Annotated in this window: 2 rRNA genes; both read right to left on the bottom strand. The window is 54.7% G+C overall.

Annotated features, from left to right (window positions below):
* A 5S ribosomal RNA gene (rrf, locus tag ABD108_RS22105) occupies positions 1 to 85 on the bottom strand; the annotation flags it as partial.
* A 140-nt stretch (positions 86 to 225) separates the two neighbouring features.
* Positions 226 to 1325: ribosomal RNA gene (locus ABD108_RS22100) — 23S ribosomal RNA — on the bottom strand; the annotation flags it as partial.

Here is a 1325-nt window from a genome sequence, read left to right as displayed (position 1 = left end):
CGAGTGCAGTACCATCGGCGCTGGAGGGCTTAGCTTCCGGGTTCGGAATGGAGCCGGGCGTTTCCCCTCCGCTATGGCCGCCGTAACACTGCGAAACAAACACACAGTCGTGTGCTGTCTCAGACATTGCATAGTGGACGCGACCCAACCGTCGAAGCGGCTGGATTCTTCATTGTTACATGCTCTTGTTAGCACACACGTGTTCGTTTTGGCGAATGTTATGTGTGTGGTAAGTCCTCGACCGATTAGTACCAGTCACCTACACGCATTACTGCGCTTCCAGTTCTGGCCTATCAACCCCATAGTCTGTAGGGGGTCTTACCCACTCAAGGTGGTGAGAAACCTAATCTTGGAACAGGCTTCCCGCTTAGATGCTTTCAGCGGTTATCCCTTCCGAACGTAGCCAACCAGCCGTGCTCCTGGTGGAACAACTGGCACACCAGAGGTTCGTCCGTCCCGGTCCTCTCGTACTAGGGACAGCCTTCCTCAAGTTTCTAACGCGCGCGGCGGATAGAGACCGAACTGTCTCACGACGTTCTAAACCCAGCTCGCGTGCCGCTTTAATGGGCGAACAGCCCAACCCTTGGGACCTACTCCAGCCCCAGGATGCGACGAGCCGACATCGAGGTGCCAAACCATCCCGTCGATATGGACTCTTGGGGAAGATCAGCCTGTTATCCCCGGGGTACCTTTTATCCGTTGAGCGACACCGCTTCCACTTGCCGGTGCCGGATCACTAGTCCCGACTTTCGTCCCTGCTCGACCTGTCAGTCTCACAGTCAAGCTCCCTTGTGCACTTGCACTCAACACCTGATTGCCAACCAGGCTGAGGGAACCTTTGGGCGCCTCCGTTACATTTTGGGAGGCAACCGCCCCAGTTAAACTACCCACCAGGCACTGTCCCTGAACCAGATCATGGTCCGAGGTTAAGGTATCCAATACGATCAGAGTGGTATTTCAACAACGACTCCACGAACACTGGCGTGCCCGCTTCACAGTCTCCCACCTATCCTACACAAACCGAACCGAACACCAATACCAAGCTATAGTGAAGGTCCCGGGGTCTTTTCGTCCTGCCGCGCGTAACGAGCATCTTTACTCGTACTGCAATTTCGCCGAGTCTGTGGTTGAGACAGCAGAGAAGTCGTTACGCCATTCGTGCAGGTCGGAACTTACCCGACAAGGAATTTCGCTACCTTAGGATGGTTATAGTTACCACCGCCGTTTACTGGGGCTTAAATTCTCAGCTTCGCCTTACGGCTAACCGGTCCTCTTAACCTTCCAGCACCGGGCAGGCGTCAGTCCATATACATCGTCTTACGACT

This window comes from Tsukamurella strandjordii (genome assembly GCF_039525985.1).
Classification (GTDB): Bacteria; Actinomycetota; Actinomycetes; order Mycobacteriales; family Mycobacteriaceae; genus Tsukamurella; species Tsukamurella strandjordii.
This window is presented reverse-complemented; position numbering and strand designations above follow the sequence as displayed.